The sequence below is a fragment of the Streptomyces sp. RFCAC02 genome, from assembly GCF_004193175.1.
Taxonomy (GTDB): Bacteria; Actinomycetota; Actinomycetes; order Streptomycetales; family Streptomycetaceae; genus Streptomyces.
Window position 1 is genome coordinate 4,334,392 of sequence record NZ_SAUH01000001.1, and the last position, 26,762, is coordinate 4,361,153.

A 26,762-nucleotide genomic window follows, 5' to 3' on the forward strand; every position below is an offset into this window, starting at 1 on the left:
GCGCGCCGGCCCGGCCGGCTTGTCGGCGGCCCCGACTACGCTGGGTCGCATGTGTGGACGGTATGCGGCGAGCCGGCGGCCCGAGGACCTCGTGGGGCTGTTCGACATCGCGCTGTGGGAGCCGGAGCGTACCCTTCCCCCCGACTGGAACGTCGCCCCCACCAAAGAGGTGTACGCCGTGCTGGAACGGCCCGTGCGCGACGCGGGCCCCGCGCCGGTGCGCCAGCTCCGCGCCCTGCGCTGGGGCCTCGTCCCGTCCTGGGCCACGTCCCCCGACGGCGGTGCCCGCATGATCAACGCCCGTGCCGAGACGGTGCACGAGAAGACGTCCTACCGCCGCGCGTTCAGCACCCGCCGCTGCCTCGTCCCCGCCGACGGCTACTACGAGTGGGTCACCGGCGCGGGCGAGCGGGCGGAGGAGGAGAAGGGGAAGCGGAAGCGCCCGCGGAAGCAGCCGTACTTCGTCACCCCGCGGGACGGCTCCGTCATGGCCTTCGCCGGGCTGTACGAGTTCTGGCGCGACCGCACCCTGCCGGACGACCACCCCGCCGCGTGGCGGGCCACCTGCACCGTGATCACCACCGAGGCGGAGACCGAGCCCCTGCCCGCCCCCGCGGGCGAGGAAGGCCCCGGGTCCCTGGCCGGCATCCATCCGCGGATGCCGGTGGTCCTGCCCCCGGACCGCTGGGACGCCTGGCTCGACCCGTCGCGCACCGTGCCCGAGGCGATACGGCCGCTGCTGGAGGGGCTGCCCACCGGCAGGCTGCGCGCGTACCCCGTCCCCACCGATGTCAGCAATGTGCGCAACAACGGTCCCGACCTCGTCCGTGAGCTGCCGGCCCCGGAGGCAGGCACCCTGTTCTGAGGCCCTGCCCCGGCGTCTCCCGGCCCGGTCCGGCGCGGGAATGATCCACGGGCCACGGGTGTTCCCCCAGTGCACGTCGTGCCACACGCACGAGCCGGACACCTGCGAGGGAGAGCACACCGCATGGGTTCCATCGCCTGCCCGCCGCGCCCCGAGGGCACGGAGCGGACACCGCAGTCGCGCACCGCGACCGAGGTGGACTGGTCGGTGCTGCGCTCCGCCGCCGAGCGGTCCTCCCGACCGGCGGCCGCGGCCGGTCGTCGTCTATCCTCCGAAGCGAACGGCCCCGCCCGGGGCTCACTGACTTCACCGAGGAGGTGGGTCCCGTCACCGGTACGGACGACGGCGCGCGCGGCAGCGCGGCCGAGGCTGCCCAGGAGACGGAGACCGAGGCCCAGCGCAGCGCCCGGTTCGAGCGCGACGCCCTCGGCTACCTGGACCAGATGTACTCCGCCGCGCTGCGCATGACGCGCAACCCCGCGGACGCCGAGGACCTGGTGCAGGAGACCTATGCCAAGGCGTACGGCTCGTTCCACCAGTTCCGCCGCGGCACGAACCTCAAGGCGTGGATGTACCGCATCCTCACCAACACCTTCATCAACTCCTACCGGAAGAAGCAGCGGGAGCCCCAGCGCAGCGCCGCCGACGAGATCGAGGACTGGCAGCTCGCCCGCGCCGAGTCGCACATGTCGACCGGGCTGCGGTCCGCCGAGTCGCAGGCGCTCGACCACCTGCCCGACTCGGACGTGAAGCAGGCGCTGCAGGCGATCCCCGAGGAGTTCCGCATCGCGGTCTATCTCGCGGACGTCGAGGGCTTTGCCTACAAGGAGATCGCCGACATCATGGGTACTCCCATCGGCACGGTGATGTCCCGGTTGCACCGCGGCCGGCGCCAGCTGCGCGACATGCTGGCCGACTACGCGCGCGAGCGCGGCCTGGTCCCGGCCGGGGCGGAGAAAGGCGCAGGGTCATGAGTGGCGAACCGTCGCACCCCACGGACTGCTCCGAGGTCCTGGACCGGCTGTACGAGTACCTCGACCGCGAGCTGCCGGACGGCGACAGCGCCAAGTTCCGCGAGCACATCGAGGACTGCGGCGGCTGTCTGGAGAAGTACGGGCTCGAGGAGTCGGTGAAGAAGCTCGTCAAGCGGTGCTGCGGCCACGACGAGGTCCCCGGCGACCTCAGGGAGAAGGTGCTCGGCCGCATCGAGCGTCTCCGCTGCGGCGAGGAGGCCCCGGCCGCCTCCGCCGAGCCGCCGGGTCCGGCCGCCTGACCGGACGCCGCCCGCCCGCCGGTCACCCGAACGGCCGAGCCTCCCGCGCGGACGCCCCGGCGCCCGCGCGGCGCGCGGGGCGTCCCGCCGGGCGCTCGTGCGCCCTCGTCGTCTCGCGCGCTCCGTCCCGCTGACCCATGCTGTGAGCAGCGCCCGTCGCGCCCATGGTTGGATGCCCTCGGGTCCGGACAGGAGAAGTGTGAAGTGCACGCTACGAGGCGGGAATCAGGCAGGACATCGTGAGGATCTTCGGCAGGGTGAGGCAGCGGCCGTCCACGGACTGGCGGCTGGCCACCGACCGGGCTTTCACCCTCATCGACGACGGCCGCTACGAGGACGCGGACGCGCTGCTGACACGCGCCGCCGATCTGGAGCCCTGGCTGTCCGAGTCCTGGTTCAACCTGGCGCTGCTCCACAAGTTCCGGCACGACTGGGAGCAGGCCAGGTCGGCGGGGCTGCGGGCGGTCGCCCTGCTGGAGAAGGACACCGGCGCTCCCGACTGGTGGAACGTCGGCATCGCCGCCACCGCGCTCCAGGACTGGCCGCTGGCCCGCCGCGCCTGGCAGGCGTACGGCCTGCAGGTGCCGGGGGAGGCCGCGTCCGCCGGTGAGCCCCTCGGGATGGACCTGGGCGGCGCGGCCGTCCGGCTCTCCCCGGAGGGCGAGGCGGAGGTCGTCTGGGGGCGCCGGCTCGACCCGGCCCGCATCGAGCTGCTGAACATCCCGCTGCCCTCATCCGGCCGCCGCTGGGGCGAGGTCGTCCTGCACGACGGCGTGCCGCGCGGCGAGCGGACGATGAGCCGCCCGGGCGGCGGCACGTCGGTCTACCCGGTCTTCGACGAGATCGAGCTGTGGGCGCCGTCCGCGGTGCCGACGTGGGTGGTCCTGATCGACGCCGCCACCGAGGCGGACCGCGACGCGCTGGAGCGGCTCGCGGCGGACGCGGGCTGTGCCGCCGAGGACTGGACGTCGTCCGTCCGGCTGCTGTGCCGCTCGTGCTCGGAGAGCCGCATGCCGAGCGAGCAGGGCGACGGCATGGCCCAGCACGATCCGCACGACCACAGCGTTCCCGGCCGTCCCGGCCCGCTCGGGCACACGGCGGCGGGCACCCTGTGGTCCCCGGAGCGCGAGTGCGGCGTGGCGGCGCCCGGCGCGCTGGTGCGCGGGCTGCTGGACGGCTGGGTCGCCGACAGCCCGGACAGCCGGGACTGGCGCGATCTCGAAGAGGTCTGCTGAGACGCCGGCCGGCGCCGCGCGTGCCCGGCCGTTTCCCCGGACCCGCCGGGGGGCCGGGCGCCGGGCCGTAAGCTGTACGGATGACGGCCGGGGGCACCTCCCGGCCCCCGCACAGCGAAGGGCAGACGGCGAGACCATGGCGCAGCACGACACCGATGAGCCGGCCGGCGACGAGTTCATCGACGACACGACGGACTGCGAGGAGCGCGAGCGGGCGTACCGCGAGCGCGGCACCGCGCGGCCCATCACGGTCGTGGGGCACCCGATGCTGCACCGCGAGTGCCGGGAGGTCACGGAGTTCGGTGACGAGCTGGCCTCGCTGGTCGACGACATGTTCGCGAGCCAGCGGGCGGCCGAGGGGGTCGGTCTCGCGGCGAACCAGATCGGTGTCGATCTGAAGGTGTTCGTCTACGACTGCGCGGACGACCGCGGCGTGCGGCACGTCGGCGTGGTGTGCAACCCCGTCCTCGACGAGCTGCCGGCCGAGCGCCGTGTCCTCGACGACAGTGACGAGGGCTGCCTGTCCGTGCCGACGGCCTACGCGGAGCTGCCGCGTCCGGACTACGCGGTCGTGCGGGGGCAGGACGCGTCGGGCAAGCCGATCGCGGTCCGCGGCACGGGCTACTTCGCGCGCTGCCTCCAGCACGAGACGGACCACCTGATGGGCCGCCTGTACATCGACCGGCTGTCGAAGCGGGACCGCAAGCGCGCGCTGAAGATGATGGCGGAGGGCACCGCGCGCTACGAGACCGTGCCGAACGACTGACGGCCCGGGCGGCGGGCGGGTGCCCCGGGCATCCGCCCGCCGGCGGCGGCTCCGTCCACCCCGTTGTTGTCATGGCCGCGCCAGCAGAGGATGCGCGCTTGACTTCAAGGAAACTTGAAGTATGAGGCTGTTCCCCGTCAGCCCGACGGCGCACACCGCGCCGGGACGAGAGGAACCCCCATGTCTCCGACCGCCACCCCCGCTGCCCGGCAGCCCGTCACCGCGGACGGCTCCCCCGGCCGGCCCCCGCTGCGGCTCGCCGTCATCATCGGGAGCGTCCGCGAGGGACGCTTCGGCCCCACCGTCGCCCGGTGGTTCGCCGACCACGCCGGTGACCACGGCGGCTTCGAGATCGACCTGATCGACCTGGCCGCCACCCCCCTGTCACTGACGATGGACCGCCGCGGTCACGAGGAACTGGGCGAACGGCTCGCCGCCGCCGAGGCGTTCGCCGTCGTCACCCCCGAGTACAACCACAGCTTCCCGGCCGCGCTGAAGAACACGATCGACTGGTACAACCACGAGTGGCACGCCAAACCGGTCGGCTTCCTCTCCTACGGCGGCCTGTCCGGCGGCCTGCGCGCCGTGGAGCAGCTCCGCGTCGTCTTCGCCGAACTGCACGCCGTCACCATCCGCGACACCGTGAGCTTCCACGGCGCGTGGAGCCGCTTCGGCGAGGACGGCCGGCCCGTCGACGACGACGCCGGCCGGGCCGCCGGGACCCTGCTCGACCAGCTCGCGTGGTGGGCCCACGCGCTGCGCGAGGCCCGGGCGGCCAGCCCGTACGTGTCATGAGGCGCCCGGCACCCCTGGGGGCGATCGCCGCGGTGATCGTCCTCGGGTCGATGATGACCGTCCTGGACACCACCATCGTGCATGTCGCGCTCGGCCGGCTCGCCGAGACGTTCGGCGCGTCCCTCTCCTCGCTGCAGTGGGTGGTCACGGGGTACACGCTGGCCCTGGCGGCCGTCATCCCGGTGACGGCGTGGGCCATCGGCCGCGTGGGCACCAAGCGGCTGTACATCACCGCGGTCGGCCTGTTCACGGCCGGTTCGGCGCTCGCCGGCCTCGCCTGGAGCACCGGTTCGCTCATCACCTTCCGTGTGCTGCAGGGGCTCGGCGGCGGCATGGTGATGCCCGTCGCGATGACCATCATGATCCGCGCCGCGGGCGGCGCGCGCATGGGCCGCGTCATGAGCCTCATGGGACTGCCCGTGCTGATCGGCCCCGTCCTCGGGCCGGTCGTGGGCGGCTGGCTCGTGGACGAGGTGTCCTGGCGCTGGATCTTCCTCATCAACGTGCCCATCGGCCTCGTCACCGCGACCCTCGCCGCGCGGTGGTTCCCGCGGGACGAGCCGGAGCCCGTCGCCCGGCTCGACGTTCCCGGGCTGCTCGCCCTCTCGCCCGGCCTCGCCCTGCTCATCTGGGGACTCGCCACCGGCGGGGAGCGGAACGACTTCGCCGATCCCGCGGCACTCCTGCCCGCCCTCGCGGGAGCCGCCCTGATCACCGCCTTCGTCGTCCGCGCGCTCAGGATCCCGCACCCGCTGCTGGACCTGCGGCTCTTCCGCGGCCGCACCCTCGCCGTCGGCGTCGGCGCGCTCGGACTGTTCGCCACGGCGTACTTCGGATCCATGATGCTGCTGCCGCTCTACTACCAGCTCGCGCGGGGGCAGGGCGCCACGGAGGCCGGGCTGCTCGGCATACCGCAGGGCGTGGTGACCGGGCTCACCATGCAGGTGGCCGGCCGCCTGGTCGACCGGGTGCCGCCCCGGCGGGTCGTGCTCACCGGCATCCCCCTCGCCGCACTGGGGTTCGCCGCCTTCACCACCCAGGTCGGTGACGGTACGCCGTACTGGCGGCTGATCGTGCCCCTGATGGTGATGGGGGCCGGTGTCGGCGCGACGATGATGCCGCTGATGACGACGGTGCAGCGCGGGGTCCGACGGGAGGACGTGCCGGTCGTCAGCACGCTGCTCGCGATCGTCCCGCAGATCGGCAGTTCGATCGGCGCGGCCCTGGTCTCCGTCGTCCTGGCGAGCGGGATGCAGGCCCGGCTGCCCGCGGGCACCGACTCCCTGAACGCGGTGCAGGCAGCGCCGGACGCCGTACTGCACGCGGTGGCGCCCGCGCTCGCCGACGCCTTCCAGCACACCTACCTCTGGCCGGTCGCGCTGATGGCCCTCGCGCTCGTGCCCGCCCTGTGGCTGCCGCGCGGCGCCCCGGCCCCGCCGGCGGCGTCACCCGCACCGGAACGGGACCGGGTGCCGGCGGCGTGACCCCATCGGCGTGACGGTGTGCCCGGCCGGTGTCCGGCCGGGCACACCGCACCGTCCGTCAGAACTCGTCGTCGAAGGAGACGTTCCCCTCGACCGCGACCTGGTAGGCGGACGGCCGGCGCTCGAAGAAGTTCGTCAGCTCCTGGACGTCCTGCAGCTCCATGAACGCGAACGGGTTCTGCGAGCCGTAGACGGGCTTCAGCCCGAGCCGCACCAGGCGCTGGTCGGCGACGCACTCCAGGTACGCGCGCATCGACTCGGTGTTCATCCCCGGCAGGCCGTCGCCGCACAGGTCGCGGGCGAACTGCAGCTCCGCCTCCACCGCCTCCTCCAGCATCGCGGTGACCTCACGCTCCATCTCCGCGTCGAAGAGGTCGGGCTCCTCCTGCCGCACGGTGTCCACCACGTCGAACGCGAACGCCATGTGGCAGCTCTCGTCGCGGAACACCCAGTTGGTGCCGGTGGCCAGGCCGTGCAGCAGCCCGCGCGACCTGAACCAGTACACGTACGCGAAGGCGCCGTAGAAGAACAGCCCCTCGATGCACGCGGCGAAGCAGATCAGGTTGAGCAGGAACCGCCGCCGGTCCGCCTTCGTCTCCAGGCGCGCCAGGTCGTCGACCGAGTCGATCCACCGGAAGCAGAACTGCGCCTTCTGCCGGATCGACGGGATGTTCTCGACGGCGGCGAACGCCTCGGCCCGGTCGTCGGGATCGGGCAGGTAGGTGTCCAGCAGCGTCAGGTAGAACTGGACGTGCACCGCCTCCTCGAAGAGCTGACGCGACAGGTAGAGCCGCGCCTCCGGGGAGTTGATGTGCTTGTAGAGCGTGAGGACCAGGTTGTTCGCCACGATCGAGTCGCCCGTGGCGAAGAACGCGACCAGCCGGCCGATCAGGTGCTGCTCGCCGGGCGACAGCTTCGCGAGGTCGGCCACGTCCGAGTGGAGGTCGACCTCCTCGACGGTCCAGGTGTTCTTGATGGCGTCGCGGTAGCGCTCGTAGAACTCGGGATAGCGCATCGGGCGCAGCGTCAGCTCGAAGCCGGGGTCGAGCAGGTTCTTCACGGCGGGGGTCCGGGCGTTCGCCGCGGCGTCGGTCTCGGGTGTGGTCGTCACTGGCATGCCTCGCAGGACTCGGGGTTCTCCAGGGAGCAGGCGGCGGCCGCCGCGTCCTGATCCGGGGAGGGGGCGGGTGGGGGAACGGCGGCCGTGGCCGCGCGGGCCGACTGCGCGATCCGCGTCGCGGGCCGCGACCGCAGGTAGTAGGTGGTCTTGAGGCCGCGCTTCCAGGCGTACGCGTACATCGAGCTGAGCTTGCCGATGGTCGGGGCGGCCATGAACAGGTTGAGCGACTGGCTCTGGTCCAGGTACGGCGTGCGCGCGGCCGCCATGTCGATCAGCGCGCGCTGCGGCAGCTCCCACGCGGTGCGGTACAGGGTGCGCAGTCCGGCGGGGAGCCCGGGCAGTGCCTCCACCGAGCCGTTGGCCTCGCGCAGAGCCGCGCGGGTGGCCTCGTTCCACAGGCCGAGGCGCTTCAGGTCGGCGACGAGGTAGGTGTTGACCTGGAGGAACTCACCGCTCAGCGTCTCGCGCTTGAACAGGTTCGACACCTGGGGCTCGATGCACTCGTACACGCCGGCGATGGACGCGATCGTCGCGGTGGGCGCGATGGCGAGGAGCAGCGCGTTGCGCATGCCGGTCCCGGCGACGCGGGTGCGCAGCGCCTCCCAGCGCTCGGGCCATGCCGGGGCCGCGTCCGGGTAGTGGTCGGGGTGCAGGACGCCGCGCGCGGTGCGGGTGTCCTCCCAGCCGGCGGGCAGGCCGTGGCGTTCGGCCAGGCCGGCGGAGGTCTCGTACGCCGCGAGCATGATGCGTTCGGCGATGCGGGTGGACAGCTCACGGGCCTCGGGCGAGTCGAACGGGAGCCGCAGCCGGAAGAACACGTCCTGCAGGCCCATCACGCCGAGTGCCACCGGGCGCCAGCGGGCGTTCGACACGGACGCCTGGTCGGTCGGGTAGAAGTTCCGGTCGATGACGCGGTCGAGGAACGTCACGGCCGTGCGGACGGTCGCGTCCAGCCGCTCCCAGTCCATGCCGGCCGGTGCCGCCGCGCCGTCGGGGGCGGGCAGGAGGTGGGCGGCGAGGTTGACCGAGCCGAGGTTGCACACCGCCGTCTCGGAGTCGTCGGTGACCTCGATGATCTCGGTGCACAGGTTCGACGAGTGGACGATGGTGCCCGGCACGGCGGTCTGGTTGGCGGTGCGGTTGGCGGCGTCCTTGAACGTCATCCAGCCGTTCCCGGTCTGGGCCAGGGTGCGCATCATGCGGGCGTAGAGCTGGCGTGCCGGGACGGTCCGCACCGCCCGGCCCGCCGCCTCGGCGCGCCGGTAGGCGGCGTCGAAGGCGTCGCCCCACAGGTCGACCAGCTCCGGCACGTCGGACGGCGAGAACAGCGACCAGTCGGCGTCGGCCTCGACCCGGCGCATGAACTCGTCCGGGACCCAGTGGGCGAGGTTCAGGTTGTGGGTGCGGCGGGCGTCCTCGCCGGTGTTGTCCCGCAGTTCGAGGAACTCCTCGATGTCCGCGTGCCAGGTCTCCAGGTAGACGCAGGCCGCGCCCTTGCGGCGGCCGCCCTGGTTGACGGCGGCGACGGACGCGTCGAGGGTGCGCAGGAACGGGACGATGCCGTTCGAGGTGCCGTTCGTGCCCCGGATCAGCGAACCCCGGGCGCGCACGCGGGAGAAGGGCAGGCCGATGCCGCCGGCGTGCTTCGACAGGCGTGCGACCTGGTGGTAGCGCTCGTAGATGGAGTCCAGCTCGTCCAGCGGCGAGTCCAGCAGGTAGCAGGACGACATCTGCGGGTGCCGGGTGCCGGAGTTGAACAGGGTGGGGGAGGACGGCAGGTACGCCAGGGTGCTGGTGAGCCGGTACAGCTCGGCCACTTCCGCGAGCGCCTCCGCCGACTCGTCGGCCGCGAGACCGCAGGCCACCCGCAGCAGGAAGTGCTGCGGGGTCTCGATGACCCGGCGGGTCGTGGGGTGCCGCAGGAGGTAGCGGGACTCCACGGTCCGCAGCCCGAAGTACTCGAACCGGTCGTCGGCGCCGTCCGCGACGGCCCGCTCCGCGAGCGCGTCGAGAGCAGCCGCGTGCAGCCGGACGAAGGCGGCGGTGCGGTCGCCGATCAGGCCCTCGCGGTGACCGGCCGCCACCGAGGCGGAGAACGACACGGCGCCCTGCCCGGCGGCCTCCTCGCGGATCGCGAGGGTCAGCAGCCGCGCGGCCAGCCGCGCGTACTGCGGTTCCTCGCCGATCAGTCCGGCGGCGGCCTCGATGGCGAGGGCGCGCAGCTCGGCCGGTCCCGCGCCGGGCTGCCGGCCGCGCGCGACGGCGGCGGCGACCCGGCCCGGGTCGGTCGCGGACAGGCCGGCGGTCAGCTCGGTCAGGGTGCGCGTCAGCGCATCCGGTACCGGCTCCGCCGGGGCGACGGGTGCGATGGTCACGTGCGTGCTCTCCCTCGAACGCTTGCGGATCAGGGGCGTTCGCGAGCAGGCGGCAGCGCCTGCGGGACGGTGTGCCGGGGCACACACGGGCCGCACGCGTCCACCGACCCAACCCACGAGGCCCGGACGTGTTCGAAACCGCCGGCAGGTGATCGGACTCGTCACGCACGGCGGGAAGCCGCGTATGACACACCGTTGCGGGACAGTTCCGGACTCGCACCGGATTCCCCTGCGACGACAGCGGGATGAGCATACATCTTGTGTCGCGCGCCGGTGAACGCCCTACATGTTGTGGTGCTCTTCCGGTGTGTCGGTGAGGTCGAGTGCGAACACCCGGAGGCACTCCCCGGGTATCGGCTCCCAGTCGCGCTCCGGCGCCCGGACGAAGCCGAGCCGTTCGTACAGCCGGTGCGCCGTGTGCATGCGCGACTGGCTGGAGAGCACGACACGCGCCGCCCCCGCCGCCCGGGCGCGCCGCACGCACTCCCGGACCAGGGCCTCGCCCGCGCCCCGCCCGCGCGCCGCCGCGTCGACGGCCAGCATGCGGAACTCCGCCTCGCCCGCGCCGGCCACGTCCGCGTACTTCCCGCCCCGGCCCACGAAGGTGACCGTCCCGAGCGGGCCGACGCCCCCGCCGCGCCCGACCGCCACCAGCACCTCGGCGTGGAGCGCGCGGTCGGCGGCGTCGCGCAGCACCGGCAGGTACGGGTCGGCCGCGCCGGAGGTGAGCAGCCCGTCGCCGAGGTAGGCCCGCGCCGTCAACTCGCCGACGGCGGCCAGCTCGTCGGGGAGCGCTTCCCTGATGTGGATGTCCATGCGTCCAGTGTGGCGGCGGGGTACGACAACGCCGCGTGCGGTGCCGGACGCCTCAGCGCTTGCGCAGGACCCAGAAGCCGGCCTCCTGCGCCACCACCCGGTAGACGCCGTCCGGATGCATCCGGTGGGCGTCGACGACCATCGACTCGGCGGTCTCGTACGGGTCCCAGTAGGCGATGTACTCGGGCGCGGGACCGTCCGCGCTGCCGATCCAGAAGACGCGGCAGCGGCCGGTGAGGTGGGCGATCGGCTTGACGTTCGCCGCGACCTCGGCGCCGTCCGGGATCACCGACAGCACCCGGCTGCCGGCCTCGGCCGTCGGCCCGGCCCGGTAGGCGGCCGTGTGCGTGAGTCCCGCGACGGGCAGCGTCGTGCTCAGCGCGAGCGCCGCCGCCAGGACGCCGAGCGGGAGCCGTTCCGCGTACGCCCGCAGCCACGGCCGCCCGGCCCCGGCGCGGGTGCGGGCCGCGGCGTCGGCGAGCGCGAGCGCCGTGACCGGCATGAGTACGGCGCTGTAGTGCCAGTCGGTGCCCCAGTAGTGGGGGTCGTCGGACACGAAGCGCCAGGCCAGCGTGGGCAGCAGGACGAGCAGCAGCGGTGACCGCAGCGCCAGCAGGCCGGTGGTCGGCACCAGCACCCACAGCACGGTCCGCAGTTTCTGGTCGACGTCCGTGAACGCGGTGGCCAGCGGCCCCGGCCCGTCGCCGACCTTCGTCCAGTAGTCGTAGCCGCCGCCCGAGTTGAACGCGGGGATGAGCACCCCGATCGTGAGCGCGCACGCAAGGGCGGCGCACACGGCGACGGTCAGCGCCCGGCGCACGCCGGCCGCGTCCCCCTCGCCGCGGGCGCGGAGCGCCACCACACCGGCGATGGCCGCGGCCGTCAGCCCGAGGTCCTCCTTGACGACCAGCAGCGGCACCGCCCACCACAGGGCCGCCCGGTACCGTCCGGTGACCAGGGCCTCCAGGGAGAAGGCGATCAGCGGGACGGCGAACGCGATCTCGTGGAAGTCGAAGTCGACGGCCCGCTGGATTCCCCAGGACAGTCCGTACGCAGCGCCGATCGCGGCGCCCGCGCCCCGCCCCAGCAGGGCGGCCGCCCCCGTGTGACGGGCACGACCGCCACGGCGAACAGCACGGCCTGGGCGATCAGCAGCGTCACCGGGGAGGGGAACACCCGGTAGAACGGGGCGATCAGCGCGGTGACCGGGCTGAAGTGGTCGCCGAGCAGGGCGAAGTCCGGTCCCTTCAGGTCGGAGACGGGCAGCCGCAGATGCGCGTACGACCGGACCGCCTGCTCGAATATCCCGAGGTCCCACGAGCGGGACTCCCACCGGACGTACCGGCTCACGGAGACCACCGCGTACAGGACGCAGAAGACCCCGGCCAGCAGGTAGGGATCGGCGCGCGGTCCAGGGCGGCGGTCCCGCCACGGCCGGCCGGTCCGCGGCCCGGTGTCCGCGGCGGGTCCGTGCTCCTCGGCGGGTGCGACGGTGCGGCGCGCGGCCGTGTCCGCGCGCTCCCCCTCTGTGCGTGCCGTCACCGTTCCCCTTCCGCCACCGTGCCCGGCCGTTCCCCCCTTCATACGCCGGGCAAGGGGTGCCCGGTTACCGGAAGTGGCCAGGAGGCCGGGTGAGGGGCATCACATCACGGTGTGTCACCGCTCTCACCCGGCCCGGTGCTCAGCAGCACCCGTGGCCGCCGCCGCGCGGATCCCCGTACCGCCGCTCGACGCGCATGCGCTCGAACGCCCGCCGGGTCGGCACCGGCGCGGCCGGGTCGTCGCGCCGCAGCCGGGCGACATGGCGGTCGTAGGCGCTCTCACCCGTGACCTCGGTCACGTACCAGCGCAGCCACGTCAGCGCGCGCCGCGGCGCGACGGTGATGCCCCGGGTCATCCGCCGGCCCCCGGCTCGCGGTCCGGGATGCCGCCGCCCGTGCCGAGCCCGGCGGCCGCGAGGCGCTCCTTCTCCGCCCGGGTGGCGATGATCCCGGCCGGGGCCATGAGCCGGGACTCGGTGAACGGCGCCTCGGCGAGGGACACCGAGCCCGGACGCCGCACCGCGCGGACGCAGACCCGCAGCGCGTCCGCGAGGACCACGATCACGAGGAGCGCGAGGACGGCCGACAGGACGGCGTCGAGCGTCGCCGTGCTGACGATGGTCCGCATGTCGTCCATGTCCTTCGCGCCGGTCAGCAGTTCGCCGGCGTCGATGCCGTCCTGGTAGCGGTCGCGGCGCGCGAGGAAGCCGACCGCGGGATCGTCGGAGAAGACCTTCTGCCAGCTCGCGGTGAGGGTCACGACCGACACCCACACCAGCGGCACCAGCGTGACCCAGGCGTACCTGAGGCGTCCGGACTTGACCAGCAGCACGGTGCAGACGGCGAGGGCGACCGCGCCGAGGAGCTGGTTCGAGATGCCGAAGACCGGATACAGGGTGTTGATGCCGCCGAGGGGGTCGTGCACGCCGACCCACAGCAGGTAGCCCCAGAGCGCGACGACGACGGCGCTGCTGATCCACACCCCGGGGAGCCAGTTGGTGGAGCGGAAGCGCGCCAGCTTCGGGTGGACGCTCGCGACCGCGTCCTGGAGGATGAACCGCCCCACCCGGGTGCCGGCGTCGATGGCCGTCAGGATGAACAGCGCCTCGAACATGATCGCGAAGTGGTACCAGAACGAGCTCATCGCGTCGCCGCCGAGGAAGTCGGCCAGGATGGCCGAGAGGCCGAGCGCCAGGGTCGGAGCGCCGCCCGTGCGCGACAGCAGCGACGACTCCTCGACGGACCGCGCGGCGTCCGCGAGCTGTTCGGGGGTGAGCGTGAAGCCCCAGGAGGTGATCGTGTCCGACGCCGCCTGGAGGGTGTCGCCAATCACGGCGGGCGGGGCGTTCATCGCGAAGTAGACGCCGGGGTCGAGCACGCAGGCGGCGGTGATGGCCATGACCGCGACCGACGACTCCATCAGCATCGCGCCGTAACCGATGGGGCGGACGTGGGTCTCCTTCTGGATCATCTTCGGCGTGGTGCCCGAGGAGATCAGCGCGTGGAAGCCCGACAGGGCGCCGCAGGCGATGGTGATGAAGACGAACGGGAAGAGCGACCCGGCGAACACCGGCCCGTCCCCGCGGCTCGCGAAGTCGGTGACCGCCTCCATCCGCATGCCCGGCAGCGTGACGACGATCGCGAGCGCGAGCAGGCCGATCGTGCCGACCTTCATGAAGGTCGAGAGGTAGTCGCGCGGCACGAGCAGCATCCACACCGGTGCCACGGACGCGGCGAGGCCGTAGACCACGAGGCAGACGACCAGGGAGCCGGGGGAGAGGGTGAACGTGTCGGCGAGCCCGGAGTTGGCGATCCACCGGCCGGACACGATGGCCAGCAGGAGCAGCGCGACGCCGATCACGGTGACCTCGGCGATGCGGCCGGGCCGCAGGAAGCGCAGGTAGACGCCCATGAACAGGGCGATGGGGATGGTCAGGCCGACCGACCAGGTGCCCCACGGCGACTCGGCGAGGGCGTTCACGACGATGAGCGCCAGCACCGCCAGGATGATGATCATGATGCTGAAGATCGCGATCACCGCGGCGATGCCGCCGACGAGACCGATCTCCTCGCGCGCGATCTGGCCGAGGCTCTTGCCGTCACGGCGGGTCGAGAAGAAGAGCACCACCATGTCCTGCACGGCGCCGGCGAAGACGACACCGGTGATGATCCAGATGGTCCCCGGCAGGTAGCCCATCTGCGCCGCCAGGACCGGGCCGACCAGCGGCCCGGCGCCGGAGATGCCGGCGAAGTGGTGACCGAGCAGGACCCGCCGGTCCGTCGGGTGGAAGTCGAGCCCGTCCTCCAGGCGTTCGGCCGGCGTGGCCCGCCGCCCGTCCACCCGCAGGACGCGGTGGGCGATGAACTTCGAGTAGAAGCGGTAGCCGATGGCGTACGTGCCGAGCGCCGCGGCGACCATCCAGGCCGCCGACACCTCCTCGCCGCGCGCCAGGGCGAGCATCGCCCACCCGGCGGCGCCGATGACGGCGACGGCCGTCCAGACGGCGATCGCCCCGGCACGCGGCCCGCGTGTCCCTTGCCGTGACAGCACCTGTCCTCCCCGCAGTCGTCCTTGACCGACGCGGGGAATCTAGGGCAGTCGGCGGCGGACCGCCATGGTGCCTGTGGTCAGTGGGAACCGTGTGACTCCTGGGGTTCGTGAGGCCGTTCGAGGCTGGCGACGAACTTGTAGCGGTCGCCGCGGTACACGGACCTGACCCACTCGACCGGCTCGCCCCGCGTGTCGCGCGAGTGCCGCGAGAGCATCAGCATCGGCAGCCCGACGTCCGTCCCGAGCAGCCCGGCCTCGCGCGGATTGGCGAGGGACGTCTCGATCGTCTCCTCGGCGCGCGCCAGGCGGACGTCGTACACCTCGGCGAGCGCCGTGTAGAGCGACGTGTACCGGACGAGGCTGCGGCGCAGCAGGGGGAACCGCTCCTGCGAGAGGTGCGTCGTCTCGATGGCCATGGGCTCGCCGCTGGCCAGCCGCAACCGCTCGATGCGCAGCACCCGGCCGCCCTCGGGCAGGTCGAGGAGGCGGCTGAGGCGCTCGTCGGCGGTGATGTATCCGATCTCCAGCAGCTGCGATGTGGGCTCCAGGCCCTGGGCGCGCATGTCCTCCGTGTAGGAGGTGAGCTGCAGGGTCTGGGAGACCTTCGGCTTCGCGACGAACGTGCCCTTGCCCTGGATGCGCTCCAGACGGCCCTCCACCACCAGCTCCTGGAGGGCCTGGCGCACGGTGGTGCGCGAGGTGTCGAACTCGGTGGCGAGCGTCCGCTCGGGCGGGACCGGGGTGCCCGGCGGCATCGTCTCCGTCATGCGCAGCAGATGGCGCTTGAGCCGGTAGTACTTCGGGACACGTGCCGTGCGGATGCGGTCGGGACCCTCGGGACCGGTGCCCCCACCCGTCACGGGAACGCCGCTCCGCACCGCCGCGCGCCTCTCCGCGCTGTTCTGATCTGCCGTCACCGGCTCCTCCGTGACTGTGAAACCCACATCGTGACACGGCCGCTGAGGCCGTGCCGTCCCGGACCAGATGTCGGTCACGTAACGGACGCCGCAGGCCGCTCGTGGTCTCTTGACACCCCGACTCGCTCTGGTCCAAGCTCCCGGGCAACTGGTCTACACCTCTTGTCTACACCATTTACGGGCAACGAAGGGAGACGTGACGTGAAGCACAAGCTGGTCGCCGCCGTCGGCGCGGCGGCCCTGACGGCGAGCCTCGCCGCGTGCGGGGACGACGGCAGCGGGGGCGGCGGCGCCGGTGACGGGTCCCTCACCGTGTGGCTGATGGACGGTTCGGCACCCGAGGAGTGGGTGACCGAGCTGAACGCCGCCTTCGAGGAGGAGCACGGCGTCGAGGTCCATGTCGAGATCCAGCAGTGGGACGGCATCCAGGAACGGGTGACGACCGCCCTGTCCGAGGACGGCACGGTCGACGTCCTGGAGATCGGCAACACCCAGACCGTCGGCTACGCCAACACCGGCGGCCTCGCGGACCTCGGCGAGCTGGCCGACGAGCCGTGGACCCCGTCCATGCTCGACTCGGCCCAGATGGACGGCACGCTCTACGCGGTGCCCTGGTACGGCGCCAACCGTGTGGTGATCTACGACAAGAGCGTCTGGGCCGACGCCGGTGCCGAGGTCCCCACCACCCGCGAGGAGTGGATCGAGGCGCTGGAGAAGATCGACGAGAACACCGACGCCGAGCCGATCTACCTGCCCGGTCAGTCGTACTACGTCATGGGCGGCTTCCTCGCCGACGAGGGCGGCAGCTTCGCCGTCGAGGACGGGGACGGCTGGAAGGGCGCCCTGGCCACGCCCGAGGGCGAGGCCGCGATGGACTTCTACGCGCAGCTCCAGGCGTTCTCCGACTCGCCGACCGACAACGACGAGGCCGAGCCGCAGCAGTCCACCGAGGTCGTGCCCAACCAGGAGGTCGCCTCCTGGATCGGCCTCGGCTGGGAGGCGGCCGGCGCCACCGCCGCCATCGAGGAGGCCGGCGGGGAGGCCGACTTCGGCTACTTCCCCGTGCCAGGACCGACCGAGGACGCCCTCGGTCACGTCTTCCTCGGCGGCTCGAACCTGGCGGTCTCCGAGCGCGCGAGCGACCGCGAGCTGGCGACCGAGTGGCTCCGCATGGCCACCTCGCAGGAGTGGGCGCAGAAGTTCGTCGACGCCAACGGCGACGGCGTCGTCCCGAACCGGACGGACGTCACCGCCGAGCCGGAGCCGGGCAGCTTCGCCGAGGCCATGGTCCAGTCCGTCGACGTGGGCTTCCTGCCGCCCCTCACCACCGGATGGGCCAACGTCGAGACGGAGCCCAACCCGATAAAGGAACTGATGACCAAGTCCCTCAACGGCGACGACTACCAGGCCGCCGCCGAGGAGGCCGACTCGGAGATCACCGACCGCATCAACCGCGAATAGGCCCGCGTCACCCCCGGGGCGCCGCCCGGCCCGAGCGCCGGGCGGCGCCCCGCCCGCCGTGCGAGGGAAGGCACGCATGACCGTAGACATCGAGCAAGCACCACCCCCCGTACCGCCCCTGAAGGGCACCACGGCCGGCCGGGAACGCGCGCGCCGGGGAAGCGGCCGCCTCCCCGGCGCGTGGGTCCCCTACCTGCTGATCGCCCCGGCGATCGCCGCGCTGCTCGGGGTGCTCGGATACGCGCTGGTGCGCAACCTCCTGCTCGCCTTCCAGGAGTTCGGCAGGCGTCAGTTCATCAGCCGGACGACGGAGTACACCGGCTTCGACAACTTCCGCGAGGTCCTCCAGTCGGAGCGCTTCTGGGACTCGGTGGTCCGCACCTTCGTGTTCACCGCCGTCAACGTCGTCCTGATCATGGTCATCGGGACCCTGATCGGGCTGCTGCTGCGGCAGCTCGGCCGCGCCATGCGGCTCGTGCTCTCCGTCAGCCTGGTCGTCGCCTGGGCCATGCCGGTCATCGCGGCCACGACCGTGTTCCACTGGCTGTTCGACACGCAGTTCGGGGTCGCCAACTGGGCGATGCGGAGCCTCGGATTCGACGGGTACGAGCAGCACAACTGGTTCTCCTCCGGCACCTCGACGCTCGCCATCGCGACCATCCTGATCGTCTGGGCCTCGGTGCCCTTCGTCGCGCTGAACCTCTACGCCGGCCTGAGCACCGTGAGCACCGAGATCATCGAGGCGGCGCGCATGGACGGCGCCGGGAGCTGGCGCGTCTTCCGCTCGGTCATCGCGCCGATCATGCGGCCGTTCTTCCTGATCACCACGTTCCTGGAGATCATCTGGGTGTTCAAGGCCTTCCCCCAGGTCTACGCCCTGAACGGCGGCGGACCCGACCGCGAGTCGGAGACCCTGCCCGTCATGGCCTACATCGAGGGCATGGGGCAGAACCAGTTCGGGCTCGCCGCGGCCATCTCCGTCCTGACGGTCCTCGTCCTGCTGATCGCCATGTCCTTCTACTTCCGGCTCATCCTCACGCAGGAGAAGGAGAACGACGCGTGAAACCACGGAAGCTCTGGCTCAACGGGACGGCCCTGATCCTCTCGGCGCTCTTCCTCTTCCCCGTCTACTGGATGGTCTCCTCCTCCCTCAAGGAGAACTCCAAGGTCCTCACCAAGGACCCCGTCTTCTTCTTCGTCCCCACCTTCGAGCACTACACGACCGCCTCCGAGGCCGACCTCTTCTGGACGTACGCGCTCAACAGCCTCGTCGCCACGATCGGGGCCGTCGTGGTGGCCCTGGCCGTGGCGCTGCTGGCCTCGTACGCCGTGGCCCGGATGCGCTTCCGCGGGAAGCGGGCGATGCTGCTCGCCGTGATGGCGGCCCAGCTCGCACCGTGGGAGGTGCTGGTCATCGCGGTCTACCTGAACGCCAGGGACCTCTCGATGCTCAACAGCATCGGGACCCTGGTGATCGTCTACTGCGTGATGGCGCTCCCGTTCACCATCTGGACGCTGCGCGGCTTCATCGCGGCCGTACCGAAGGAGCTGGAGGAGTCCGCCATGATGGACGGTTGCAACCGGCGCCAGGCGTTCTTCCGGATCATCTTCCCCCTGCTGGCCCCCGGCCTGATGGCGACCTCACTGTTCGGGTTCATCCTGGCGTGGAACGAGTACGCCATGGTGTCGGTGCTGAACAAGACCCCGGACACGGCGACCCTGCCGCGCTGGCTGAACGGCTTCCAGACCGCGTTCGGCAACGACTGGGGCGCCACGATGGCGGCCGCCACCCTGTTCACCGTGCCGGTGCTCCTCGTCTTCCTGCTCCTCCAGCGACGGGTCACCGGCGGTCTCGCCGCCGGTGCCGTGAAGGGATAGCCCCCGTATGACGACCGCGGTCCCCGCGTCCGACACCCTGACCCGCGACGCTCTCGCCGTCCTCCAGCCCACCTTCGACGGCACCACCACCGTGCCCGGCTGGCTGCTGCGCCAGCTCGAGAACGGCATGACCGGCGTCGGCCTCTTCGGCCGCAACGTGGTCTCGCCCGAGCAGCTCGCGGGGCTCACCGCGCTGCTGCGCTCGGCCCGGCCCGACGTGCTGGTCGCGGTGGACGAGGAAGGCGGCGACGTGACGCGCCTAGACGTGCGCGAAGGCTCAGCCGTCCCCGGCAGCCACGCGCTCGGCAGCGCGGACGACCCGGAGCTGACACGCGCGGTCGCGGCCGGGACGGGCCGCCGGCTCGCCGCCTGCGGCATCACCCTGAACTGGGCACCGTCGGCGGACGTCAACTCCGACCCGGACAACCCGGTCATCGGCGTCCGCTCCTTCGGCGACGACCCGCAGCTCGTGGCCCGCCACACCGTCGCCTATGTGGAGGGGCTGCAGAGCACGGGGGTCGCAGCCTGCGTGAAGCACTTCCCGGGCCACGGCAACACCTCCGTCGACTCCCACCTCGACCTGCCGCGCATCGACGTGGACACGGAGACCCTGCACGCGCGTGAACTCGTGCCCTTCCGCGCCGCCGTCGAGGCCGGTGTCCGCAGCATCATGACGGCGCACATCCTCGTCCCGGCGCTGGACCCCGACCACCCCGCGACGCTGAGCCGCGCCATCCTGACGGGGCTGCTGCGCGCGCCCCGCGACGAGGGCGGCCTCGGCTACGAGGGCCTCGTCATCAGCGACGCCCTGGAGATGAAGGCCGTCAGCCGCGTGCACGGGCTCGACGGCGGCGCGGTCCTCGCCGTGGCCGCGGGCGCCGACGCCCTGTGCATCGGGGGCACCCCGTCCGACGAGGCGGAGGTGCTGTGGCTGCGCGACGCCCTGGTCGCGGCCGTCCGTGAGGGCCGGCTGGCCGAGGAGCGCCTCCACGACGCCGCCGAACGGGTCAGGGCACTGGCCCGCTGGACCGCCGCCGGACGCGACCGGCTCCCGGCCGATCCGGAGGACGCCCCGGACATCGGCCTCACGGCGGCCCGCCGCGCCGTCCGCGTGACGCACCGGGACGACGCGGGGTCCGTCCGGCCGCTGGACCGCCCCGTCCATGTGGCCTCCTTCTCCCCGGTGGCGAACAACGCGGCCGGCACCGACACCCCGTGGGGTTTGGCCGCCGAGCTGACCCGCCTGCTCCCCGGCACCTCGGCCGCAGGCCACACGGCGGCGGACGCCGAACGGCTCGGCACCGAGGGCGTGCTCGCCGCCGTCCTCGACGCGGCCGGCGACCGTGAGGTGGTGGCGGTGGTCCGCGACGTGCACCGCCACCCGTGGATGGCGGCCGCCCTCGGCGGACTGCTCGCCGCCCGCCCGGACACCCGTGTGGTGGAGATGGGCGTCCCGCACGCGCCGCCGGCCGGGCTCGTGCACATCGCGACGCACGGTGCCTCCCGTGTCTGCGGGCGGGCCGCCGCCGAGATCCTGACCGGCCGGACGGACGGGACGGGGGAGACCGCGTGAGCACCGGTGCCCCCGGGCACGTGATGGCCGCCGAGATCGCCGAGCAGCCGGCCGTCCTGCGCCGCCTGCTGGCCGAGGGCGCCCCGGCGATCCGCGCCACCGCCGGGCGGATCGCGGCCCGCGCCCCCCGCTTCGTCCTCCTCACCGCGCGCGGAACCTCCGACAACGCGGCGCTCTACGCCAAGTACCTGCTGGAGATCCGCCTCGGCAAGCCCTGCGGCCTCACCTCCATGTCCACCACCACCGCCTACGAGGCGGCACAGGACCTCACGGACTGCCTCGTGATCACGGTCAGCCAGTCGGGCGGCTCACCGGATCTCGTCGCCTCCACCCGGGCCGCCCGGGAGGCCGGCGCGATCACCCTGGCCGTGACCAACAACGCGGAATCCCCGCTGGCGAGGGCGGCCGAGTACCACATCGACGTGCTGGCCGGTCCGGAACGCGCGCTCCCGGCGACCAAGACGTACACGGCGGAACTCCTGGCGCTCCACCTGTTCGTGGAGGGGCTGCGCGGCGCCGACGGCGCCGCGGCCGCCCGTGACCTGCCGGACCTGGCCGAGGCCGTCCTGGCCCGCGGCGACGAGGTCCGCCGGCTGGCGGCCCGCTACCGCTTCGCCGACCGCATGGTGCTCACCTCCCGCGGTTACGGCTACCCGACGGCCAAGGAAGCCGCCCTGAAGCTGATGGAGACCAGTTACATCCCGGCACTGTCCTACTCGGGCGCGGACCTGCTGCACGGACCGCTCGCGATGGTGGACAACGTCTCCCCGGTCATCGCCATCGTGACGGACGGCCGGGGCGGTGAGGCGCTGCAGCCCGTCCTCGACCGGCTGCGCGACCGGGGCGCCGATCTGGTGGTGATCGGCCCGAAGACCCAGGTCGAGGCGGCCTCGGCCGGCTTCGAGCTGCCCACCGCCGGGGTCCCGGAGGAACTCCAGCCCATCCTGGAGATCCTCCCCCTCCAACTGCTCGCCCTGGAGGTGACGCTCGCCCGGGGGCAGGACCCGGACGCGCCCCGCGCCCTGGCGAAGGTCACCGAGACCCGCTGAGCCGCCCACTCCCCGGCCGGCCCGCCGGCGGCGCGCTCACAGCAGGGCGCCGCCGGCGGCGTCGATCCACTGCCCGGTCACCCAGCGGCTGTCGTCCGAGGCGAGGAATCCGACGATGTCCGCCACGTCCTGCGGTATCGCGACCCGCCCGAGGGGGGACGCAGCCGCCGTGGCGGCCCGCGCGGCGGGGTCGGCGCGGAGCCAGCCCGCGTTCATGTCGGTGTCGATGGCGCCGGGGGCGACCGCGTTGACCGTGATGCCGCGCGGCCCCAGCTCCTTGGCCAGCGCCACCGTGAGCTGGTCGATGGCGCCCTTCGACATCGTGTAGGCGACGATCTCCGGCTTCATGCCCGCCCGCCGGGTGAGACCCGTCGAGAGGTTGACGACGCGCCCGCCGTCGCGCAGGCGGGAGAGCCCCTCCCGCAGGATGAAGAAGGGCGCCTTGGCGTTGATCGCGAACACGCGGTCGAACTCCGCCTCGTCGGTGCCGGCGATGCCCCGGCGCCCGTCGGTGACCCCCGCGTTGTTGACGACGACATCGACGCCGTCGGCCTGCTCGTCGAACGCCTCCCACAGCGCCCGGGCGTCCCCCGGCTCCCCGAGCCGGGCGCGGACGGTGAACGCCTGCCCGCCGTTCTTCTCGATGACGGCGACCGTCTCCTCGGCCGACGCCGCATCGCTCCCGTAGTGCACGGCGACGCGGAACCCGTCCCGGGCGAGACGCTCGGACACCGCTCGCCCGATGCCCCGGCTCCCTCCCGTGACCAGGGCCGTCCGCCCGCCCCGCACCGCTGCTGACTCCTCGACGCGCGCGCTCATGACGCCGCCCCCTCGATTTCTCTAGTGGTCGTTACAGAAAGACCGTAGCACCTTTTCCTAACGACCGCTATAGAATGGTCCCCATGGCCACGAGACAGCGCGGACGCCCCCGTTCCTTCGACCGGGACGCCGCCCTCGAACGGGCCGTCGAGGTCTTCTGGGAGCACGGCTACGAGGCCACCTCCGTCGCCGACCTGACGCGCGCGATGGGCATCGGCGCCCCCAGCCTCTACGCCGCCTTCGGCGACAAGAAGTCCCTCTTCGAGGAGGCGATCGCCGCCTACCTCGCGAACGACGGCTCCTTCATGCCGCGCGCCGTCGAGGAGGAGCCGACCGCCAGGGACGCCTTCGGCCGGCTGCTGCGGGAGGCCGCCGTCCGGTTCACCGAGCCGGACCGGCCGCACGGCTGCATGGTCATCTCGGCCGCGGCCAACTACCAGCGCTCCGACGAGGACGTCGCCGCGGCGCTGCGCGAGCTGCGCGCCCGCAACCTGCGGCTCTTCGAGGACCGGATCCGGGCCGACCGCGCGGCCGGCCTCCTGCCGCCCGGCACCGACACCGCCGCGCTCGCGCGCTTCTTCGCCACTGTCATCCAGGGCATGAGCCAGCAGTCGCGGGACGGCGCGACCCGTGCCGATCTCGAGAGCGTCGCGGAGACGGCGCTGCGCGCCTGGCCCACCGCCTGACACGGCCGGCCGGCGGGGGAGAAGCCCCCGGAAACACCCACGGGCCGCGGCGCCGTGGAGGGACCCTCAACCCTCTCGGCACCGCAGCCCGGAGCGATGCGGACCTCACGACGCCGTCAGGGCAGAGAGCGACGGAGGTCCCGCTCTGCCCCCCTGTGCGGGGAGGGCAGAAGTCATGCGGTTGTCTCGTCCCCCCATTCTGTCCCGTCCGCGCCCTGTGTGTCCATGCTCCGAGGGGACTTCCTGGCGCCCGCGCCGCATCGCACGGACCCGTGACGGCACGCCCCCGGCGCGCACAGGGCGCCGCACGCTGTCCGGGTGCTCCTTCGAGCTCCCCCGGTAAGCTCGCCGGTGTGCCCTCCATGAACGACCTCGTACGCCAGCACACCGATCTGGGCGAGCCCGACCTCGACTGGCTCCACCTGCTGGTGTCCGAGTGGCAGCTCCTCTCCGACCTCTCCTTCGCGGATCTCGTGCTGTGGCTGCCCACCCGTGACGGCACGCGCTACGTCTCGGTCGCCCAGATGCGTCCCAACACCGGCCCCACCTCGTACCAGGACGACATGGTCGGCCACCTCGTCCCGCGCGGCCGGCGCCCCCTCCTCGACGTGGCGCTCGACGAGGGACGCATCGTCCGCGAGGGCGACCCGGAATGGCGCGAGGAGGTGCCGGTCCGCGTCGAGTCGATCCCGGTCCGCCGCGAGAGCCGCGTCCTCGGCGTCATCGCCCGCAACACCAACCTCCTCACCGTCCGCACCCCGAGCCGCCTGGAGCTGACCTACCTCCAGAGTGCCTCCGACCTCGCGCAGATGATCGCGGGCGGCGCCTTCCCGTTCCCCGGCCAGCAGGTCGGCATGGACCGGGCGCCGCGCGTCGGCGACGGCTTCATCCGCCTGGACGCCGACGGCGTCGTGCAGTACGCCAGCCCCAACGCGCTGTCCGCCTACCACCGCCTCGGCCTGGCCGCCGACCTCGTCGGTCTCCCGCTCGGCCCGACCACCGCCGACCTGGCGCCGACGCGCGGCCCCGTCGATGAGTCGCTCGTCAAGCTCGCGAGCGGCTGGGCGCCCCGGGAGGCCGAGATCGAGGGCGACGAGTGCGTGGTCCAGCTCCGGGCCATCCCCCTCGAACCCAAGGGCGAGCGCATCGGCTCCCTCATACTGCTGCGCGACGTCACCGAGCTGCGGCGCCGCGAGCGCGAGCTGATGACGAAGGACGCCACCATCCGGGAGATCCACCACCGGGTGAAGAACAACCTCCAGACCGTGGCCGCCCTGCTGCGCCTGCAGGCCCGGCGGATCGGTGCCACCGGGGACGCCGGCGCCCGCGCCGCGCTGGAGGAGGCGGTGCGGCGCGTCGGCTCGATCGCGATCGTCCACGAGACCCTGTCGCAGAACCTCGACGAGCGCGTGGAGTTCGACGAGATCGCCGACCGCGTCATCAGCATGGTCGCCGAACTCTCCCCGGACGGGCGGGTGTCGGGCCGCCGCACCGGCCGGTTCGGCATCCTGGACGCCGAGACGGCCACGCCGCTGTCCATGGTCCTCACCGAGGTCCTGCAGAACGCGCTCGAGCACGGCTTCGGGCCGGGGGAGCGGGGCTCCATCGAGGTGGGGGCGGCCCGGACGGCGGCCCGCCGCGAGAAGGGCCGGCTCCTCGTCACCGTCCAGGACGACGGCCGCGGCCTGCCGCCCGGCTTCGACCCGCGCACCAGCGGCAACCTGGGCCTGCAGATCGTCAGGACGCTGGTCGAGGGCGAGCTCGGCGGGCGCTTCGACATGGTGCCGGTCGCGGAGGGCGGCACCCGCGTCGTCCTCGACGTGCCCCTGGACGAGCGCAAGCGCTGACCGGTCCCGCACATGCGAAAGCCCCGCCCCGCGCGAGGAACTCGCGTGCGGGGCGGGGCTGGACGCTCATCGCGCGGTGGCACCGACGGAGGTGCCGCGCGGGCTGCGGCTCGGGGCAGCACATGACGGACGGGGGACGTCCGGCGGGGTGGCCGACCTGCTCAGGCGGTGGCCTTCCGCGCCCGGTTGCGGGCGGCGCGGCGCTTCATCGCGCGGCGCTCGTCCTCGCTCATCCCACCCCAGACGCCGGAGTCCTGGCCGGACTCCAGAGCCCACTGCAGACACTGCTCCATGACGGGGCAGCGGCGGCAGACGGCCTTGGCTTCCTCGATCTGCAGCAGCGCGGGACCGGTGTTGCCGATGGGGAAGAACAGCTCGGGGTCTTCCTCGCGGCAAACGGCGCTGTGACGCCAGTCCATGTCTGCTCCATCTCCTGCGGGTTGCAGCTTGCTTGTGAATGTGAACGCTTTCACGAATCCCCCGACAAATAAGGAGCCGGAGCTCAGTCTGGGGAGGGGATTCGGGCTCTCAAGGGGGCCGAAAGCCTCGGCCGTCCCGATCGCCATGAAGAGGTTCGCAAACCTCGGCGACGGATACAACCCCTTCCGGAAAGTTTTTTTTGAATCCTTGGTGTCGCCTTGCTCACAGCCCTACTTCTCAGGGGTGGACTCTGCGCTAAACGTTCGAGTAGAAGGAGTTTCCGCCCTTCCACTCACACAATCACACGCAGTGCTTGCCGTACGCCTGTGAACGAGACGCTGGTCCGCAGTCCGAGGTGGTCACCATCAAGCTGAAACGGCAGCGGCACCTGCGATTGCAAGGTGAAGTGCGTCGCGTCGTGCAGGGAGACGACATGTCGACCGTGCGGTCCTTTATCCGGCGACGACATCAGGAGCTGTGCCGCGTACCGGGACACCGCGGTCGACGACATGCGCGTCAGCCCCAGCACATCGAGCCCCGTGTCGAACGAAGCGGCGGGTGCCGCATAGATCGGGCGGTTGCCGAGATACGTCCACGGCGCGGTGTTGCACACGACCGCGAGCGCGAGACCGGTCACGGCCTCCCGCTCCTCGCGCTCCAGCGAGATCGTGCCGCGGGTGCGCGTCCGGTCGCCGAGGAACTGACGCAGGACCTGGCGTACGTACAGGGCGTGCGTGGAACGTTTCCCCCGCTCCCGCTGCGACTCGACCCGCCCGATGACGCCGGCGTCGAACCCCAGGCCGGCGCAGAAGGTGAACCAGCGGCCCGGCACGCCCTCGTCCACCGTGCCGGGGGTGCCGTCGGCACGGCCGAGGCCCACGGCCCGCTCGCTGCCGGCGCGCAGCGCGTCCAGGAGGGCGCCCGTCGCCTCGACCGCGTCGTTCGGCAGCCCGAGGGCGCGGGCGAACACATTGGTCGACCCGCCCGGCACCACGGCGAGCCGGGGGAGGCGGTCCGCGTCGGGGCCGTGGTGCAGCAGCCCGTTGACGACCTCGTTGACGGTGCCGTCGCCGCCGAGCGCGATCACGACGTCCGCCGACCCCGTCTCGGCCGCCTGCCGCGCGAGGTCCCTGGCGTGGCCGCGGAACGCCGTGTGCGCGACGTCGAGCTTCACCTCGCTCGCCAGGGCGTGGAGGAGGACGTCGCGGGTCCGCGCACTGGTGGTGGTGGCGACCGGGTTGACCACGAGAAGTGCGCGCATGGCATGCAGCGTACCCAGGGCGCCCGGGGA

The 26,762-nt window shown here is 72.6% G+C and carries 25 protein-coding genes and 1 riboswitch; of the genes, 14 read left to right on the top strand and 11 right to left on the bottom strand.

All coding sequences use genetic code 11. The features are described from left to right. Positions 1–49 precede the first annotated feature (49 nt). From EMA09_RS20145 to EMA09_RS20175, 7 genes are all read left to right on the top strand, one after another. Positions 50–865, top strand: a complete 816-nt coding sequence (locus EMA09_RS20145; RefSeq protein WP_129842400.1) for an SOS response-associated peptidase — start codon at positions 50–52, stop codon at positions 863–865. A 317-nt stretch (positions 866–1,182) separates the two neighbouring features. Next, a complete protein-coding gene (locus EMA09_RS20150) occupies positions 1,183–1,839 on the top strand; it encodes a sigma-70 family RNA polymerase sigma factor (RefSeq protein ID WP_240796476.1) in 657 nt (218 codons plus the stop codon). Further along, complete coding sequence (gene rsrA, locus EMA09_RS20155) at positions 1,836–2,138, top strand: mycothiol system anti-sigma-R factor (RefSeq protein WP_129842402.1); 303 nt, start codon at positions 1,836–1,838, stop codon at positions 2,136–2,138. The genes EMA09_RS20150 and rsrA overlap by 4 nt, the downstream gene beginning before the upstream one ends. Positions 2,139–2,377: 239 nt before the next feature. Further along, the gene (locus EMA09_RS20160) at positions 2,378–3,373 is read left to right on the top strand and encodes a tetratricopeptide repeat protein (RefSeq protein WP_129842403.1); all 996 of its coding nucleotides are present in this window, start codon (positions 2,378–2,380) and stop codon (positions 3,371–3,373) included. 136 nt (positions 3,374–3,509) lie between these two features. Further along, positions 3,510–4,139, top strand: coding sequence for a peptide deformylase (gene def, locus EMA09_RS20165; protein ID WP_129842404.1), 630 nt, complete (start codon positions 3,510–3,512; stop codon positions 4,137–4,139). 180 nt (positions 4,140–4,319) lie between these two features. After that, on the top strand, positions 4,320–4,934 hold the full coding sequence (locus EMA09_RS20170) for an NAD(P)H-dependent oxidoreductase (RefSeq protein WP_129842405.1): 615 nt from the start codon (positions 4,320–4,322) through the stop codon (positions 4,932–4,934). Continuing rightward, entirely contained in the window at positions 4,931–6,418 is a 1,488-nt protein-coding gene (locus EMA09_RS20175; protein WP_129842406.1) for a DHA2 family efflux MFS transporter permease subunit, read from the top strand. The genes EMA09_RS20170 and EMA09_RS20175 overlap by 4 nt, the downstream gene beginning before the upstream one ends. Before the next feature lie 58 nt (positions 6,419–6,476). On the opposite strand, the gene EMA09_RS20180 is transcribed toward EMA09_RS20175, so the two are convergent. The 8 genes from EMA09_RS20180 to EMA09_RS20210 form a co-directional block, all read right to left on the bottom strand. After that, positions 6,477–7,529 (bottom strand): ribonucleotide-diphosphate reductase subunit beta, encoded by a 1,053-nt coding sequence (locus tag EMA09_RS20180; protein ID WP_240796477.1) that lies wholly within the window; start codon positions 7,527–7,529, stop codon positions 6,477–6,479. Continuing rightward, a complete protein-coding gene (locus tag EMA09_RS20185; RefSeq protein WP_206305974.1) occupies positions 7,526–9,913 on the bottom strand; it encodes a ribonucleoside-diphosphate reductase subunit alpha in 2,388 nt (795 codons plus the stop codon). Before EMA09_RS20185 ends, EMA09_RS20180 begins: the two co-directional genes overlap by 4 nt. A 125-nt stretch (positions 9,914–10,038) precedes the next feature. Further along, positions 10,039–10,203, bottom strand: a riboswitch (cobalamin riboswitch). Next, entirely contained in the window at positions 10,196–10,729 is a 534-nt protein-coding gene (locus tag EMA09_RS20190; protein WP_129842408.1) for a GNAT family N-acetyltransferase, read from the bottom strand. Its footprint overlaps the riboswitch before it by 8 nt. A 52-nt stretch (positions 10,730–10,781) precedes the next feature. Next, complete coding sequence (locus EMA09_RS20195) at positions 10,782–11,819, bottom strand: DUF2079 domain-containing protein (protein ID WP_346655872.1); 1,038 nt, start codon at positions 11,817–11,819, stop codon at positions 10,782–10,784. Continuing rightward, on the bottom strand, positions 11,708–12,271 hold the full coding sequence (locus EMA09_RS29485; protein ID WP_346655844.1) for a DUF2079 domain-containing protein: 564 nt from the start codon (positions 12,269–12,271) through the stop codon (positions 11,708–11,710). Before EMA09_RS29485 ends, EMA09_RS20195 begins: the two co-directional genes overlap by 112 nt. Before the next feature lie 139 nt (positions 12,272–12,410). Then, a complete protein-coding gene (locus EMA09_RS20200) occupies positions 12,411–12,614 on the bottom strand; it encodes a YbdD/YjiX family protein (protein ID WP_206306086.1) in 204 nt (67 codons plus the stop codon). An 8-nt stretch (positions 12,615–12,622) separates the two neighbouring features. Continuing rightward, positions 12,623–14,731 (bottom strand): carbon starvation CstA family protein, encoded by a 2,109-nt coding sequence (locus EMA09_RS20205; protein ID WP_206306087.1) that lies wholly within the window; start codon positions 14,729–14,731, stop codon positions 12,623–12,625. 167 nt (positions 14,732–14,898) lie between these two features. Next, positions 14,899–15,681 (bottom strand): GntR family transcriptional regulator, encoded by a 783-nt coding sequence (locus EMA09_RS20210; protein WP_129842410.1) that lies wholly within the window; start codon positions 15,679–15,681, stop codon positions 14,899–14,901. Between the two features lie 258 nt (positions 15,682–15,939). On the opposite strand from EMA09_RS20210, the gene EMA09_RS20215 reads away from it, so the two are divergent. The 5 genes from EMA09_RS20215 to EMA09_RS20235 all read left to right on the top strand — a co-directional run bounded on the left by EMA09_RS20215 (position 15,940) and on the right by EMA09_RS20235 (position 21,699). Further along, on the top strand, positions 15,940–17,199 hold the full coding sequence (locus tag EMA09_RS20215; RefSeq protein WP_129842411.1) for an extracellular solute-binding protein: 1,260 nt from the start codon (positions 15,940–15,942) through the stop codon (positions 17,197–17,199). Positions 17,200–17,275: 76 nt separating this feature from the next. Beyond that, positions 17,276–18,262 (top strand): sugar ABC transporter permease, encoded by a 987-nt coding sequence (locus EMA09_RS20220; protein WP_129842412.1) that lies wholly within the window; start codon positions 17,276–17,278, stop codon positions 18,260–18,262. Further along, positions 18,259–19,077 (top strand): carbohydrate ABC transporter permease, encoded by an 819-nt coding sequence (locus EMA09_RS20225; protein ID WP_240796478.1) that lies wholly within the window; start codon positions 18,259–18,261, stop codon positions 19,075–19,077. The genes EMA09_RS20220 and EMA09_RS20225 overlap by 4 nt, the downstream gene beginning before the upstream one ends. Positions 19,078–19,084: 7 nt before the next feature. Next, a complete protein-coding gene (locus EMA09_RS20230) occupies positions 19,085–20,650 on the top strand; it encodes a glycoside hydrolase family 3 protein (RefSeq protein ID WP_129842413.1) in 1,566 nt (521 codons plus the stop codon). A 23-nt stretch (positions 20,651–20,673) separates the two neighbouring features. Next, complete coding sequence (locus EMA09_RS20235; RefSeq protein WP_129844151.1) at positions 20,674–21,699, top strand: SIS domain-containing protein; 1,026 nt, start codon at positions 20,674–20,676, stop codon at positions 21,697–21,699. A 36-nt stretch (positions 21,700–21,735) separates the two neighbouring features. Here the strand turns inward: EMA09_RS20235 and EMA09_RS20240 are convergent, their stop codons facing one another. Next, the gene (locus EMA09_RS20240; protein ID WP_129842414.1) at positions 21,736–22,518 is read right to left on the bottom strand and encodes an SDR family oxidoreductase; all 783 of its coding nucleotides are present in this window, start codon (positions 22,516–22,518) and stop codon (positions 21,736–21,738) included. An 83-nt stretch (positions 22,519–22,601) separates the two neighbouring features. On the opposite strand from EMA09_RS20240, the gene EMA09_RS20245 reads away from it, so the two are divergent. Together EMA09_RS20245 and EMA09_RS20250 are read left to right on the top strand one after the other, a co-directional pair. After that, complete coding sequence (locus EMA09_RS20245; RefSeq protein ID WP_129842415.1) at positions 22,602–23,204, top strand: TetR/AcrR family transcriptional regulator; 603 nt, start codon at positions 22,602–22,604, stop codon at positions 23,202–23,204. A gap of 362 nt (positions 23,205–23,566) precedes the next feature. Further along, complete coding sequence (locus tag EMA09_RS20250) at positions 23,567–25,051, top strand: PAS domain-containing sensor histidine kinase (protein WP_129844152.1); 1,485 nt, start codon at positions 23,567–23,569, stop codon at positions 25,049–25,051. Between the two features lie 161 nt (positions 25,052–25,212). On the opposite strand, the gene EMA09_RS20255 is transcribed toward EMA09_RS20250, so the two are convergent. Next, entirely contained in the window at positions 25,213–25,470 is a 258-nt protein-coding gene (locus EMA09_RS20255; protein ID WP_062206726.1) for a WhiB family transcriptional regulator, read from the bottom strand. Between the two features lie 293 nt (positions 25,471–25,763). Further along, a complete protein-coding gene (locus EMA09_RS20260) occupies positions 25,764–26,732 on the bottom strand; it encodes a diacylglycerol kinase family protein (protein WP_129842416.1) in 969 nt (322 codons plus the stop codon). Positions 26,733–26,762 lie beyond the last annotated feature (30 nt).